We start from the raw sequence: 14,277 nt of genomic DNA, 5'->3' as shown, positions 1-14,277 counted from the left end.
AACTTCCGCCCGAGCGCGGCCCGTCGCGGCGCCGCGGGGCAGGTCGCCGATGACGGCGCGCCGACGGCCGCGCGCGAGGAACTGCGCGAGCGGGCCCGTGCGCCACCATCGCGCCCGAGCGCGACCCGTCGCCTCCGCCGGAGGCAGGCCGCCGCCGATGATGGCGCGTTATCGGCCACGCTGGAGGAGCTGCGCTTGCGGGCCCGTGCCACCGTCGCGCCCGAGCGCGGCCCGTCGCGCCCGAGCGCGGCCCGTCGCGGCGCCGTGAGGCAGGCCGCCGCCGATGATGGCGCGCTGACGGTCGCATGCCAGGACACGCACGACCGCGGCCATGCTCCAGCGTACCCAGAGAGGGGTGCATGGGTCTACGGCGAGCCTGACGCGACTGCGCCAAGGGGGCGACGGCGGCTTTGGCGGCCCCTTGCGTGGCGGTGACTCGATCGGAATCGCGTATCTCGACGAGGACCAGCTCACGCGGGAAGGCGTCATGAACGAGCTGGGACCGCCGCGCAAGGGCGGCACTCGCAGGGATTGGTCGGGCGAGATGGTAACGGGGCAGGACGGGATCCAGGTCGAGACGCTCCGTTTCCCTGAATGGGATCGGCGAGGGGGCGCGATAGGCACGCACGGGAGATGTACGCAGCGAAGGTCCAACGCGACGCCGCTTCATGTGCTCGACTGGCGCGCTTCCCGCCGGGCAGCGCTGCACCGCAGACCAGCATGCCGATCGCCCGGACGTGGGCTTGGGACCGCGGCCGTCCCGCGCTCCGCCGCCTCCCACGCGGCTCGCAGGCTGCTTGCGAGCTTTCCTTCCCCTTCCATCGGCGGTCCCATTCGCTTCAGCGCCTCCAGGCGCGCAGCCTCCAGCCTCGACCGGCGCGGCGCCGTCGCCCGGCGCTTCTCCACGTGCTCACCGAGCACCTGCGCCGCGCGCTCCCACTGCGCCGCCGCCCCCGGCGCGTGCGCGATCCTTCGCACGGCGTTCCAGGGCGCTTCAAGCTGATCACACAGGTTGCCGATCTCGGGGTGCAGCCGTGCGATCGCGCGCAGGTGGCACCGGGTCTGCTTGTTCATCTGGAAACACTCTTCCAGGACGTGGCTCGGCGCGCGGACAACTCCGCACGCGAGCTCGTACCAGCGCCGCGAGCTCATGCGTCAACAAAAGCACCGAACCGCAAACCCGCCAGAGCGAAGCCTTCATTTTCCGTTCAACTTTAAAGAGCGTTAAAGCACAGTACCAGAGTCGGCGCCTGACGAGGGCGACGGCATTAAAGTCTGATGTAGCGTGCGACCAAGGGGACGCCGGTCCTCACGTGACACCGTGCCTTGACTGGCGTTCGCTGGGACCCGATCACGTGAGCTCGGTGTGCTGGGTGACCCCTCCGGCGATCCCACGGCCCGACCGTCGAGCGGGGCGAGCTCGCGCGGCCGCTCCGGAGCGAGGAACGCGGCCTTGCTATCTGCTCCGGGGTTATACACCCCTACGGGGCCGCTGCGCACAAGCGCGCGTAATTGCGTCGCAATCTCCCTGCGTGGCTCCACGCGCCGAGCGCCCTTGGCCGTGGCGTGGCCGTGATGGCGGCACACTCAGCGCGCGCGCCGGCGTCGCGGCCCGCCAGGACGAGCGCGGCGCGGCCTGGTCGATGTCCGCCAAGCCGAGCGCAGCGCGGCCGGCGTCGAGGTGGACGTGGGCGAGTTCGGGACCGTTGTCCACCTGGCCGAGGGCGGCGCGGCCGCAGCGTCGAGATGGACGCTAGCGACGAGCTCGGGATCGCGCCGGTGTCGTGCCACATGGCAGCGGAGCAGACACCGCGGCCGCGCGGTCGAGGTTCTGAGCTCGGCACCATCACCGGCCTCACGCTCCGTGGCGGCGGAGCAGACAGCGCGGCCGCGCCATCGAGGTCCACGAGCGTGGAGCGGCTGCGGCGTGGACGCCGGCCAGCTCGGGGCCGGTGATCTTCACCTGATCGAGCGCGGCGCGGCGGCCTCACACCGGCGAGTTCGGAACCGTCGAGGTCCTCACCTCGTCGAGAGACGCACGCGTCGGCGGAGGCGCGCCTAAGAAATGTCTGCCGCCTTGGTCGCAAACGTCTCAACGCGTGTGGGCGGCATCGCTGCAACGCGGTGCGGGGGGTGTCAAGATAGTTGTCCGGCAACTCGGTCAGGTCGTCATGAGTGCTTTGGCCTCGTGGGTGTGAGGGTTGAGCGTGACGGGGCCGCTGGGCGTCCAGTTGCGAGTCTGGCCGGTCCAGCGCCGGGGTGTCCTGCGGCGGGCCCGCTGGTAGAGGGCGTGGCGGGCGGCGAGCAGCGCGCCGTCGTGCCCTTGGTGGCGGTCGTTGGGGGTGACGAAGCGGATGCCGCTGTGCAGGTGCTCGCCGTTGTACCAGGCGACGAAGCGCTCGACCCAGTGGCGCGCCTGCTCGACCGTGGCGAACGGGCGGCGTGGGTACTCGGGCCGGTACTTGAGCGTGCGGAAAAGGGCCTCGGCGTAGGGGTTGTCGTCGCTGACGCGAGGGCGGCTGAAGGAGGGCACGACGCCCAGGCGCTGGAGGGTGGCGAGCATGGTCGAGCCTTTCATCGGGCCGCCGTTGTCCGCGTGCAGCACCAGGCAGCCAGAGCCCACGTTCTCCCGGCCGAAGGTCTGCTCGACGAGGCGAGCGGCAGCCAGCATCGACTCCTCGGTCTCGACCGACCAGCCGACAGTCTTGCGGCTATAGACGTCCACCACCAGGTACAGGAAGTAGAACTCTCCGCGCACCGCGCTCTTCAGGTAGGTGATGTCCCAGCACCAAACCTGATTGGGCTGTTTGGCGACGAATTCGCGAGGACGATGGGCACTCGCCGGTCGAGGCGGATGGGGGTGCGCGAGCAGCCCTTGCTCCCGCAGGACGCGGTAGAAGCTCGACTCCGAAGCGATGTAGACGCCACGATCGGCCAGGTGCGGCACAATCTGCTTGGGCGAGAGGTTACGGAACTCGGGGCTGTTGGCCGTCTCGACGATGCGCCGGCGCTCGGCGTCGGTCAGCTTGTGCGCCGGCGCGTGGCGCGGTCCGGCTCGGCTCGGCCGTCCTCGCCGCCGGCCTCCTCTCGCCAGCGGGCAACGGTCCGCGCGCTGAGCCCGAGCGCACGGCAGGCCGCCTCGAGCGTGGCGCCGCCCTGCACGGCCTCGTCGATGAGCGCGAGCGTCACCTGTCGGTCTCCGGGTCCGTGTCGTCGTCCCCGTCCCCCCAGAGGGCCTGGACTTTCTTTTGGAGCACCAGCAGCGCCGCCGCCTCGGCCAGCGCCTTGTCCTTGCGCCTCAGCTGCCTCTCCAGCTCCCGAACGCGCCGTGACGGGGCCGGGCTGGGTCCTGGCTTGGCCGGCCCTCCCAGCGCCTCCAACGCGGCCTTGCGCCACTCGGCGAGCTGCGCCTCGTGCAGCCCCTCGCGGCGAAGAAACTCGCCGAGCTCCCGCTCCGAGAGCGCAGCCGCCTCCGTCACCGCGCGCAGCTTCTGCTCCGGGCTCCAGTCCTCGGGGCGGCGAGCGGCAGAGGGGGGCACAGGCGCGGAGCGGCGAGCGTCGTCGGACATGGGCGCGAGGCTACGAGCATCGCGAAGCCAGCGCGAGAGCGTCGTCTGATGCACCCCCGTCTCGGCCGACAGCGCCACCGCCGTCGGTCCTCCTGGGGCGAGGAGCCGTTGGACGATTTTTCTTTTGAAGGATTCTGAGTACTCTCTCACCTCAAAGCCTGTCTCCGCTCCCCGAACGTGGTGACCTGACTCTTCGTAAGCGGATCAGATCGGGCGACAACTTCTCTGACAGGGGGGGCTTGTCTGCACATTCGCCGGAACGCGCTGATCTTGCAAGGGAACCACGCAGGGCCACCGCGTGCGAGCAGACGCGACTGATCGCGAGTGCGCGGGAGATTACCGCCGTCGAGGCGCACGTCGGAGAGCGCAGGATCGCGCCGGCGTCGATGTCCGCTTGGCCGAGCTCGAGGCGGCTGCGGCGTCGAGGGGGATGCCGGCGATCTCGGGACCGTCGCCGGCGTCAACGTCCACGAAGTCGGCGCGGCCGGTGGTGTCGAGCGGAGTGCCGGACGAGCTCGTGCCAGGTCGCCCGCGTCGCGTTTACGGCGCCCAAGCAGGCAGGCCGCAGGTCTGCGGACGTGGCGGCCATGTCGAGGCGCACGTCGGCGAACTCGACCCGGTTCGTGTCACTCGCTGAGCTCGGGAGCGATGCCAAGTACGAGGAGATCGAGCGCGAGCTTGGCGCGGCCCCCTGCTGGTCAGAGAGCTTCGGGGCCCGGCGCCCGGTTGGGCAATGTGACGTCGCCGAAGCAGGTGCCCCGCACGGCCGCGTCGGCGCGTGAGGTCGAGCCGGTGGCGCTCGCCGGCGCCGAGCTCATCGGCAGCAAGCTCGTGCGCTCGCCGTCGAATGGTCGAGCGCTGCACGGCGGGCGAGATGAGGCGCACACCGGCGAATTCTGCGCTGTCGCTCACGACGAGATCCGCGTGCGACGGCATGGCAGAGCTCGGCATCAACGAGCTCTGCCATGCCGTAGTGACGAGCTCAGCGCGAGCGGTGATGTTGCGGGAATCGAGCTCGCGAGGGTGCCGGAGCGCTCCACGTATGCGAGCTGGCACGGCTATCATACCCAACATGAAAACGGGTGACCCCGGCCGATCGCTGCAGCTCGCGTCGCTTCTCCGTGACCGCAAGCAAGCGCTAATTTAACGGTGGGCTCGCCGCGTGCTCGACGACCCGGGGGTACCCGAAGCGAGCCGGCTGAGCGTGCCCGAATTGCTCGACCACGTCCCGATCCTGCTGGATCAGATCATTGACGCGCTCATGCAACCCGATGTCGTGCGAACAGGAGGAGAGGCGTGTGGCCGAGCCCTGGGCAGCGGCTCGGCCGCGAAGGAACACGCGCGCTCGCGTGCCGTGCGTCGGTACGGCCTAGATCACGCGCTTCGTGAGCTCTCGCTTTTCCGCTCCGCGCTCCTCGAGGAGTGCCGCTCCGCGTCAATCGCGCTCGAAGGTGGCTCGGCGCAGCTCATTCACTCCGCCATCGACATGGTCATGAGCACCGTCGCCGTGACGATGGAGCGGGAGACGAGCAGCGAGCTACGCAAGGAGGCCGAGTTTCGCGACCGCGTCATGGCCATCCTCGGACACGACTTGCGCGATCCGCTCTCGTCGATCCACATGGCCGCGTCGCTCTTGCAGAAGCGCGAGGACATGCCGGAGGGGGGCAGCAAGATGCTCGCGCGGGTCACCCGTTGCGCTGACCGCATGGCGCGGATGATCAACGACCTGCTCGACCTGACGCGCAGCCGCGCCCGAGGCATCCCCATCGAGCCGAAGCCGACCAACCTGCACGACATGTGCCGCCACCTGCTCAATGATCTCGAGTTGCTCCACCCCGAGCGTGCCATCCTCTACAGCCACCACGGCGATGGACGCGGCGTTTGGGACTCCGATCGGCTCGCCCAGATGGTGTGCAACCTGCTCAGAAACGCCATCCACTACAGCCCACCATCGACACCCGTTCACGTCACCATCGACGGACAGGGGGAGCGTATGGTGCTCTCGGTGAACAACCAGGGCACGCCGATCTCGCCGGAGCTGTTGCCCAGGCTCTTCGAGCCGTTCCGGCGCGGTGCGCGCGAAGCCGAAGCGCAGAGCGCCTCCGGCGGGCTCGGGCTCGGACTCTTCATCGCCCGGCAGATCGTCATAGCCCACGGCGGCACCATCGGCGCCATGAGCGATCAGGAGCACGGCACCACCTTCACCGTTTCGCTTCCGCGGCTCTCGCACACGTCCACGACCGCGCCGCCGGAACCTTGACCCGGGCATCTGCAACCAGGCCGCAGACCAGAGAGCGCAGCTGCGACATCGAGGCGGGCGTCGACGAGCTCGGGGCGTCGCGGCGTCGCGTCCTAGCGTCCGAGCAGACGGGCCGAGGCTTGCCCGAGAGCCGAGGAGCGCAGGCGGTTGCACCTTATCTTGACCCTACGTGTATTGCTCGCGGGTCGCCCGGGGTTGCGGCCACAGCGGCTCGCAGCGCCACGGTTCCGCCTGTCACGGCCGCAGCAGCTTCCCGCCTTCGGACAGGTCATCCTCAGCAACGCCGTGGCGGGTGTGGCCACGGCGTCGGCTCGGTCCCGCAGCAAACCCGGGCCTGAATTTCATGCTGTCGGCGAAGGCCGGAGCGAGGAGGAAACGTGTACGCACACCCGAGCGGGCATCCGGTTGACAGGCGGCGGGTCCTGGTGATTGACGATGAGCCAGACATTCGAGAGGCGCTGGAGATGTTCCTCTCCGGCGAGGGGTACGATGTCGCTACCGCCGAGAGCGGCGAAAGTGCGGTCGAGCAGGCACAGGGGCGGCCGTTCGATCTGGCGATCACCGACCTGCGGATGCCGGGCATGGGTGGCTATGAGACCCTGGTCGCCCTGAAACGGATCCATCCGAACCTGCCGGTCATCGTGGTGACGGGCTACGCTTCCGACGAAGCCACCATGCGCTGCTCGAAAGAGGGAGCGTTCCGGATCGTCCACAAGCCCATCCACCTCGAGAATCTGCTGCAGATCATCAAGGCCGCGCTCAACGAAGCGCGCGCGTAGGTCGCTCGTCCGCACGCGCAACCCGTCGCGCGTGGGCGCGCAGAGCGAGTCGCGCATCGCACCGACGGCCGAGTCAGCAGCAACCGGCGCCGTCAGCGCGCTCCGCGACGTCCACCCGATCGAGGTCGGCGCGGCCGCGTCGATGTCCACTCCGTCGAGGTCGGAGCGGCCGCGGGTCGAGGCGGATGCCGGCGAGCTCGGGGCCGGCGTCGGCATCGCGTGCATGGCGCCCCGAGCAGACAGCGCGCCGCGGCGTCGAGGTCCTCGAGCACGGAGCGGCCGCGGGGTCGCGATGGATGCCGGCGAGCTCGGACCGTCGATGTCCACCCGGGCAAGCGCGGAGCGGCTGACTGTTCGCTAGCCAGGAGCCGACGCACCCGAGGAACTCGCGCTCCAGGAGCTCGGCACCGGCGTGCCCGACGAGCTCGCGCGCGCTGAGGAGCAGCGCTCCCAAGCTCGCTACACACCCACCACGGCCACGCCACATTGACGGGCGATCGGGTCGGCCTGGCAGAGCTCGGCATCGTCGAGCCGGCGAGCCGCCACGGCAACGAGTCCAGCGCCAGCGGTGACGCCGAGGTCCACGCCCACCAACTCCGCGCCACAACGTCGGAGCTATTTCGAGCGTCTGTGCAAAGCTTCGATGTTGAGCTCGCGAGGGCGCCGGAGCGCCTCACGTTCGCGAGCTCGCCTGCCTGCCATGCCCAACATGAAAGCTGATGACTCCGTTCGATCGTTGCAGCTCGCGTCGTTTCTCCGCGACCATAAACAAGCGCTGATTCAACGATGGGCTCGCCGCGTGCTCGATGACCCAGAGGTGCCCGAAGCGAGCCGGCTGAGCGAGCCGGAGTTGCTCGACCACGTCCCGGCCCTGCTCGACCAGATCATTGACGCTCTCATGCGACCCGATGTCGATCAAGCCGGGGGAGAGGCGCACGGCCGATCCCTGGGCAGCGGCTCGGCCGCGAAGGAACACGCGCGCTCGCGTTCCGTCCGTCGTTACCGTTTGGAACACGCGCTGCGTGAGCTCTCGCTCTTTCGAGCCGGGCTCCTCGAGGAGTGCCGCTCCGCGCCGATCGCGCTCGAAGGTGGCCCGGCGCAGCTCATCCACACCGCGATCGACACGGCCATGAGTACCGTCGCCGTGACGATGGAGCAGGAGGCGAGCAGCGAGCTACGCAAGGACGCCGAGTTTCGCGACCGCGTCGTGGCCATCCTCGGACATGACCTGCGCGATCCGCTCTCGTCGATCCACATGGCCGCGTCGCTCTTGCAGAAGCGCGAGGACATGCCGGAGGGGAGCAGCAAGATGCTCGCGCGGGTCACCCGTTGCGCTGACCGCATGGCGCGGATGATCAACGACCTGCTCGACCTGACGCGCAGCCGCACCGGCCGGGGCATCCCCATCGACCCGAAGCCGACCGACCTGCACGACATCTGTCGTCAGGTGCTCAACGAGCTCGAGTTGCTCCACCCCGAGCGTGTCATCGTCTACAGACGGCACAGCGACGGGCGCGGCGTCTGGGACTCCGATCGGCTCACCCAGGTCTTGTCCAACCTGCTCAGCAACGCCATCCACTACAGCCCGCCATCTACGCCCGTTCACGTCTCCATCGAGGGACAGGAGGAGCACGTGGTGTTCGCGGTGAACAACCAGGGCACACCGATCTCGCCGGAGCTGTTGCCCAGTCTCTTCGAGCCGTTTCGGCGCGGCGCGCGCGAGGCCGAAGCGCAGGGGGTATCCGGTGGGCTCGGGCTCGGGCTCTTCATCGCCCGGCAGATCGTCGTAGCCCACGGCGGCACCATCGACGTCATGAGCGATCGGGAGCACGGCACCACCTTCACTGTTTCGCTTCCGCGGCTCTCGCACCCGTCCACGACCGTGCCGCCGGAACCTTGACCCAAGCGCCTGAGCAGACAGGCCTCGGGCCAGAGAGCGCGGCTGCGGCGTCGAGGCGGGCATGGGCGCGCTCGGGCCGCCGCAGCGTGGCATCCTGCCCGCATCCGCAGGTCGGTGATCGCCAGATCGAACGGCTGCCCCTGTGCCTGCTCGACCGCAGCTTCGCCGCTCCCGGCGGTCGCGGCCTCGTACCCTCGCGGTCGAGATAGAGCTCAGCCGCGCCCTTGACGACCCGCGACCGCCAGGACCACACAGGCGCGTCCCGACGGCTCGCGCGCAGCCTCCACGGCGTCCGCCCGCTGACCGCCACCCATGCAGGACACAGTCGCTAATTATTCGAAACTACTCAGCATTGTTTTTGCGTGTGGAAATTGTTTTCCCCTTGCAGATGGGCGGCGTCACGACGCAATGCCGTGGCGCCCGATCCGGGCTTCGGCGTTGCTTCTCCCCTCGACCCGGGCTCTCCATGGCCGGATGAGCTCGATTCGACTGGGAGGGTGGCCGGGGGTGGGAACGGTGGTGGGGAGTGGCCGCGGTGTGCGGCACCTCCTCGCCGCAGCGCTCGGCGTGCTTGTGATCCTGTTCACGGCATCATACGCGCTCGCGGCGCCGGCCGTGACGATCCAGGCCCCGGTGAACGACCACGCGGGCGTGCTCACGCCGAAGGAGCGAGACGACCTCGCGCGCAAGCTCCTCGCGCACCGCGAGAGGACCGGCGTGCAGATCGCCGTCCTGCTCGTGAGGACCACGGGCGGCGTGCCCATCGAGGATTACTCGCTGGAGATCGCCGAGGCCTGGGGCGGGGGCACGGAGAAGCAGGACAACGGGGTGCTGTACACGCTGGCCATCGACGACCGGCGGATGCGCATCGAGGTGGGTTACGGCCTGGAGGACATCCTGACCGACGGCGTGTGCCGCGCGATCCTCGACGCGTCCCGCGACGACCTCCGGCGCTCGCAGTACGGCAGCGCCGCGGGCTTCGTGATGGGCAGGCTGGTCGCCCTCACGGCGGACCAGAAGATGGGGCCGGGGGGGACGCTGGCGCTGCTCGGGTCACCGTCGACGCACATCGAGGCGCGCTACATCGCGCATTACGCGCTCGGTGCGCTGTTCGGCGTCCTGCTCGGCTTCGTGGTCCGGCGCGCGCCGCGCTCCCCTGCGGCGCTGGGCGATCTCGAAGGGCACATGGCGGGCCGGCGAGGGAAACTGCTTATCGCCGCCACGGCCGTCCTCGCCTTCCTGGTCGTCCCGGGGCTCGCGGCGTTCGTGTCGGTATCGGCTTACGGGGCGCTCTCCCAGGCCGCCGCATCGACCTACCTGACGAAGCAGGCAGGCCCGCTCCTCGGCGTGATGCTCATCGCGACGCTGATGGGCCTGGTCGCCGGACGGAGCCTGTTTCTGAAGAGAGCGCGGGAGGAACCCTTCCTGCGGCGCGTGAGGTTGTCTGCCATCGCCATCGCCGTCGTCGTCCCGTTCGGCGCCGGTCTGTTCGGGCTCGTCAGCTCCGTCGACGTGTCGCTCTACCTGGCGCTCTTCATGTGCTTCCTGTTCGGCCTGTTCCCGGCCATAACGCTCCTGCCCGCCAGCGGCCCGGCCGCGTCGTCGGGCTCGTCTTCCGCCTCGAGCTCGACCTCGTCGTACTCCTCGTCCTCGTCCTCCTCGTCCTCCTCCTCCTCGTCGTCGTCGTCATCGAGCAGCGGTTACAGCGGCGGTGGCGGATCATTCGGGGGCGGCGGCGCGAGCTCGAGCTGGTAGGAGGAACGTCGATGAACGAGCGTGCGACAGAGCTCGACGCGGAGCAGGCGAGGAAGGTCGATTACGAGGACGTCGACGAGGTGATCGCGCTCGCCGCGCGCCTCGCCGAGGCGGACAAGGATCGGCTCCGCATCGAGGATCTCGAGCGCGTCGGCGCCGAGCTCGAGATACCACCCCGCCACGTACGCCGGGCGGTGGAGGAACTCGCGGCGCGGCGGCAGCGCGAGGCGGCGCGGAGGGCCGCGGCCCGGCGGCGGCTCCGCTGGGCGGGCGCCGCCCTCTCGGCGATCGCCCTGGTGCTCGGCGGCCTGCTCCTCTCGGCGCGCGCCTCGCTGGAGCAGGGGCGCGCCGAGGTGGAACGCAGGAGGGCGCAGGTCGAGAACGTCGTCGAGCGCCGGGAGCGCACCCGCGCGCGCCACGAGGGCGCGGCGCCCTCGCCCGAGCGCGACGCGGAGCTCGCCGGCGCGGACAACCGGGTGAGCATCGAGCGCCGGCGCTATGACGAGGACGCCAGCGCGTACAACGCGCTCGCCGCGGGGCTCTCCGCGCAGCTCGCCGCGCGCCTCTTCGGCCTGCCGGCGCGCGTGCCGCTCTCGAACGAGATCGACGCCTGGTAAGGCAGCGGCCGACTGCTGCTCTCACCTCTGCCGGCCAATCCCACGCGCCGGCGGCATCACGCAGCGTCAATGAAAATTTACAGAAACATACCCCGTAGAACACCGATTTCCTTGAGCGAGCGAGAAATGAACCGCCAAGGCGCCAAGGACGCCAAGAAGAAGACGAGATCTTGGCGCCCTTGGTGCCTTGAGGGTTCGAAATTCTGCTCGGTTCAGGCCCAAGGCGGTCCTTGGAGCACCCCTTCTCGATGGCGTGCAGATTGGACAGCAGCGCCATCTGCGCCCGAGGGCGGCCCCTCAGCGCCCGGTCGCCCGGCGTGCCCGCAGCGCGTGGTCGATGCCGCTCTCGAGGGTGCTGCGGACGACGGCGTCGTGGAGGCTCTCCTCGATGGCGGCGATGACCCGGGCCATCTGCGGCTGAACGCCGGTGAGCACCACCTCGGCGCCGAGCAGGCGCACGGCCTTGGCGATCTGGACCAGCCCCTGGGCGACCTCTTGCCCGGCGCCGGTGACGCCGGTGACGTCGAGGATCGCCGTGCGGGCCCCGCGCTGGACCACGCCGTCGAGGAGGGTCTCGAGCACCTGGCGGGCGCGATCCCTGTCAAAATCGCCGACGAGGGGCATGGCCAGCACGCCTTCGGCGATGGGGATGAGCGGCGTGGAGAGGGCGCGCAGCGCGGCCTCCCGCGTGCGCTGTATCTCCTCTTGCAGCCGCCGGTTCTCCTCCTCGGCCGCCTGGCGCTCGAGGAGCTCGAGCTGCTGCCGGGTCACGTCGCGGTGCGTCTCGATGACGTATTTCGCGCCGGCCTCGTCGGTGACGGGGAAGAAGAGCGTGTCAATCCATAGCTTGATGTCGTAGGCGCCCGGCAAGCCCACGCGGGACACGTCGACGAGCTTCGGCTCCAGCTCGACGATCTCGCCCTGCGCCGCGCGCAGGAACCCCGCCGCGAATCCCCCCTCGACGGCCTGCTCGTCGTGGAGGATGTTGTGCAGCTTGGTCTCCGGCGTCGGCGGCTCGACCCCCGTGGCCGCATAATGTAGCCGGTTGGCGCCGATGGACGCGCCATCCGCGCGACGGACGACGATGCCGATGGGGAAGTGCTCGAATATCTCGCGATACGGGAGGCGAAACCAGAGATCCGGGTCGTCGCTCCCGCGCTCCCTTTCGAGCTCGGCGACGCGCTGCCGGAGGCGGTCGTTCTCGCTCCGGAGCGCCGCGATCGTGTCCAGCTCGGTTTCCTCCATCACGCATTGACCTCGCTCAACCCACCAGACAACGACGGGCGACGCGCTGGCTTGGTGCGCGCCAGGGCAGAGATCCCCCTGCGATCACGTCACCACACCACGCACGTTTCGACAAGCCCCCGCGTGAGCCCCGCCGCCTCGACGTGGCGGCCCTGCACAAGGCGTTTGCTGGCGCACGATCCGTGATTCCAGCTCGCCATTTCAAGGCAGTGCTACACGGTGTTACACGATCTTCCGCAGGTAGTGGAACTTGGGATCCGTCAGGTCCTCGGCCGTCAGCGCCCAGCCCTCGTCCCGCGGGATCAGGTAGATGACATCCGACTTCACGCTGGCGAAGCTCACGTGACCGAGGTTCTGGAGGATGTGGCCGAACACGTCGCGGCGCCACAGGCGGTCCTTGGGGATGTCGCAGACCGTGCGGAGCATTCGATCCGTGGGTGAGCCCTGGATCAGCAGGAACGCCATCGTGAAGGTCAGGTAGCGGGGCTGGCCGCGGTACGGGTCCGGCGTCCCCGACGGCCCCTTGCGCGCGCCCTCCTCCGTGATCATGCCGCGGGACCACATGCCGTAATCGTTGAGCGCCCGGGAGTCGTCGTCGAAGTAGTCCCAGCACCCCTTCTCGATGGCGTGCAGGTTGGACAGCAGCGCCATCTGCGCGCGGCGGTACTGGTACCACTTGTATTGCAGGCTCATCTTCTCGAACTGGACCTGGACGGCATCGTGCAGCGCGCGCTGCAGCGTGCTCCCGGGGTCCATGCGCGCGCACACCTCCATCGCGAAGATCGAGTGCTCCACGGTCAACCTCCGTATCCGCCCGAAGCCCGGTTCCACGATCCGCTCCGGCTGAGGGCCGCGCCGAGGATCACGCCGGTGCCGAGCGCCACGACGACTGGCACCGTCCCGAAGCCGTCCGGGCTCGGCGACCCCCCGCTCGACGCGGCGCCGCTCGAGAACGCCGTCGCGCGCTGCGCGGGCACGTACGATTTGGCCGGCCTCGGCGCGCCCGGCTCGACCGGCGCCGGGCGCGGGGGCGGCCCCCACGGATAGTCGATCCAGAACCAGCCGTGCGACGCGGCGCGGCCGCCATAGTAGTAAGGAGGCCAGTCCTCCGTCTCGTTCGCGGGCTTCGGCTCCGCCGGGTCGGCGGCAAAGACGTTCGCGGCCATCAACCCGACATCGAGCCGGCGCGACCGGAACGCAACGAGGTCGTCGTTGAGGTCGTCGGACTCGGTCGTGTCCCTCTCCGTGGGCACCACATAGAGCACATGGCGAACCCCTCGGTCCCAGAGCGCATCGGCGGACGGCAGCCTCGCGACATGCCGGTTGTCGAACTGCGTCGCGTCGTCCGAATAAGGCGAGAGCCGCTGTCGATCGAGGACGAACATCGTCGCGCGGGGGCCGGGGACCGAGCGGGCGAAGAGCGGCTGGTAGTACGCCGCCGCGGCGAGCGTCAGGTGCGCCTTGACGACGCCCCGCGGGTGCGGCCAGTTGTCGAACGTGAACACCGGGTCGAACGCCTCCGCCGCGCCCGCGGCAAAGGCCACCGACTCGGGGCCGTCGAGATCCACGATGACCGCGATGTCGCGGCGAAGGCCGCTGTCCGTCCGGGCGGCGAGGAGGAGCGATGCGAGCGCCTTGCCGCTCCGGTAAGCGCGGTCCATCGCCGGCGTGAAGATCGGCCGGAGCACGGTACCGAGCGGCGTGATGGGCGCCGGATCCCCCTCGGCGACGAGCGTGGGCACGGCCGACGGCGACTCGAACAGCGCGGGCACGTAGTAGGCGCGCGCGCCCTCGTCCGCCGGCCTGAGGTCGGTGGACATCCTCGCGAGCGCGGCCCGGTCGAACGGCTTCTTCGACTCGCCGTCGAACGTCACGCTCTCCTGCGCGGCGCCGAAGCTCCAGCCGAACGTCCGCTGCATGTCGAGCGCCCGCTTCCGCTGCACCGCGGTCTCATCGTCCGAGCACCCGTCCGCGGCCACGGCGATCGCGGCCGCCACGCCGACGAGCCCGACCGCGCCGAGCGCAGCCAGGATCGCGTTCCGCCGCGACGCGTCCTTCGGCGCGTCGGCCAGGCCCTTGTGCCACCAGCGCGCCCCGACGATCCCGGGCTTGTCGAGCACCTCGGCGCGCTCGAACGGCTCGTCCATCCGGC

The 14,277-nt window shown here is 69.8% G+C and carries 10 protein-coding genes and 2 pseudogenes; 7 read left to right on the top strand and 5 right to left on the bottom strand.

Features of this window, described 5'->3' with window-relative positions; all coding sequences use genetic code 11:
* Positions 1–666: 666 nt before the first annotated feature.
* Both WMF22_RS18590 and WMF22_RS18585 read right to left on the bottom strand, forming a co-directional pair.
* Positions 667–1,074 carry a hypothetical protein gene (locus tag WMF22_RS18590; protein WP_437300381.1) on the bottom strand — a complete coding sequence of 136 codons (408 nt, stop codon included), beginning with the start codon at positions 1,072–1,074 and terminating at the stop codon, positions 667–669.
* A gap of 1,087 nt (positions 1,075–2,161) precedes the next feature.
* Positions 2,162–3,719, bottom strand: a pseudogene (locus tag WMF22_RS18585) (IS3 family transposase).
* A 585-nt stretch (positions 3,720–4,304) separates the two neighbouring features.
* Between WMF22_RS18585 and WMF22_RS18580 the strand changes: the two are divergent.
* The 7 genes and pseudogenes from WMF22_RS18580 to WMF22_RS18550 all read left to right on the top strand — a co-directional run bounded on the left by WMF22_RS18580 (position 4,305) and on the right by WMF22_RS18550 (position 10,880).
* Positions 4,305–4,655 (top strand): hypothetical protein, encoded by a 351-nt coding sequence (locus WMF22_RS18580; protein ID WP_437300380.1) that lies wholly within the window; start codon positions 4,305–4,307, stop codon positions 4,653–4,655.
* A gap of 76 nt (positions 4,656–4,731) precedes the next feature.
* Positions 4,732–5,829, top strand: coding sequence for a sensor histidine kinase (locus WMF22_RS18575; RefSeq protein WP_438036569.1), 1,098 nt, complete (start codon positions 4,732–4,734; stop codon positions 5,827–5,829).
* 377 nt (positions 5,830–6,206) lie between these two features.
* Complete coding sequence (locus WMF22_RS18570) at positions 6,207–6,608, top strand: response regulator (protein WP_438036568.1); 402 nt, start codon at positions 6,207–6,209, stop codon at positions 6,606–6,608.
* A 643-nt stretch (positions 6,609–7,251) separates the two neighbouring features.
* A pseudogene (locus WMF22_RS18565) lies at positions 7,252–7,605 on the top strand (RsbRD N-terminal domain-containing protein); the annotation flags it as partial.
* 132 nt (positions 7,606–7,737) lie between these two features.
* Positions 7,738–8,508 carry a sensor histidine kinase gene (locus WMF22_RS18560; RefSeq protein WP_438037267.1) on the top strand — a complete coding sequence of 257 codons (771 nt, stop codon included), beginning with the start codon at positions 7,738–7,740 and terminating at the stop codon, positions 8,506–8,508.
* Positions 8,509–9,045: 537 nt separating this feature from the next.
* On the top strand, positions 9,046–10,263 hold the full coding sequence (locus WMF22_RS18555) for a TPM domain-containing protein (protein WP_438036567.1): 1,218 nt from the start codon (positions 9,046–9,048) through the stop codon (positions 10,261–10,263).
* 11 nt (positions 10,264–10,274) lie between these two features.
* Positions 10,275–10,880, top strand: a complete 606-nt coding sequence (locus tag WMF22_RS18550; protein ID WP_437300375.1) for a hypothetical protein — start codon at positions 10,275–10,277, stop codon at positions 10,878–10,880.
* Positions 10,881–11,177: 297 nt separating this feature from the next.
* Here WMF22_RS18550 and WMF22_RS18545 read toward each other — a convergent pair whose 3' ends face one another.
* The 3 genes from WMF22_RS18545 to WMF22_RS18535 all read right to left on the bottom strand — a co-directional run bounded on the left by WMF22_RS18545 (position 11,178) and on the right by WMF22_RS18535 (position 14,272).
* Entirely contained in the window at positions 11,178–12,125 is a 948-nt protein-coding gene (locus tag WMF22_RS18545; protein ID WP_438036566.1) for an STAS domain-containing protein, read from the bottom strand.
* 222 nt (positions 12,126–12,347) lie between these two features.
* Positions 12,348–12,920 (bottom strand): hypothetical protein, encoded by a 573-nt coding sequence (locus tag WMF22_RS18540; RefSeq protein ID WP_437300374.1) that lies wholly within the window; start codon positions 12,918–12,920, stop codon positions 12,348–12,350.
* A gap of 2 nt (positions 12,921–12,922) precedes the next feature.
* The gene (locus WMF22_RS18535) at positions 12,923–14,272 is read right to left on the bottom strand and encodes a hypothetical protein (RefSeq protein ID WP_438037266.1); all 1,350 of its coding nucleotides are present in this window, start codon (positions 14,270–14,272) and stop codon (positions 12,923–12,925) included.
* Positions 14,273–14,277: the final 5 nt, after the last annotated feature.

Origin of the sequence: Sorangium sp. So ce204, assembly GCF_051526795.1 — a bacterium.
GTDB classification, from domain to species: domain Bacteria; phylum Myxococcota_A; class Polyangia; order Polyangiales; family Polyangiaceae; genus Sorangium; species Sorangium cellulosum_B.
Note: the sequence above shows the minus strand (reverse complement) of the source record. Positions and strands in the feature narration are given on the sequence as shown.